The organism is Actinoplanes sp. NPDC049802 (assembly GCF_040656595.1).
Classification (GTDB): domain Bacteria; phylum Actinomycetota; class Actinomycetes; order Mycobacteriales; family Micromonosporaceae; genus Actinoplanes.
In genome coordinates this window covers 109413-110121 of sequence record NZ_JBFAMR010000025.1, presented here as the reverse complement: position 1 = coordinate 110121, position 709 = coordinate 109413, and positions in this window count along the sequence as shown.

The window sequence follows — 709 nt, the reverse complement described above, 5'->3', positions numbered from 1 at the left end:
TCGGAACCACCGCCACGGTCACCGGCTGGCAGCGGACGTAGAGACGAATTCCCGTTCGGGGAGACGGGACACGGATCTCGGCTATCTGTGTTCCGCAGACGTGACACCCGCAACGGGTGTCATCACACCCACCACGGGTGTCACGTTCTCCGAGCACACATCGCTCTGCACGCCGGCCCTCCGCCCACCGGACGCCAGGACGCCAGGGCACCAGAGCACCAGAGCACCAGAGCGGCAGGGTGCCGGGGCAGGCGCCGGAGGGCAGGGCACCAGGGCGGCAGGATGCCGGGGGCAGGCGCCGGAGGGCAGGGCACCAGGGCGGCAGGATGCCGGGGGCAGGCGCCGGAGGGCAGGGCACCAGGGCGGCAGGGTCACGGGGCAGGGCGGCAAGGCACCAGGGCGTACCGTCTGCCCGCCCGGCGGGCAGACGGGACCGAGCGATTCGGCACGCATGCAGGGCCCTGCGCGGCCGCTCACGAGTGTCACAGCGGTGCTCGGGGCACACCGTCGGTGCGCCCACCCACCCACCCACCCACCCGCCCGCCCGGCGGGCGTGCAGGCGGGTGGGCGGGGCGGGCGATTCGGCCAGCAGGGTCAGCACCCACGACCAGCCGGTACCGCTTGGCAGGCGTGGCCGTTCGAGACCGTCCGCTACCGCGCCGGTGGCACCCCGGTCACGATCCCCGGGACGCCGGCGGCACTTGATTCG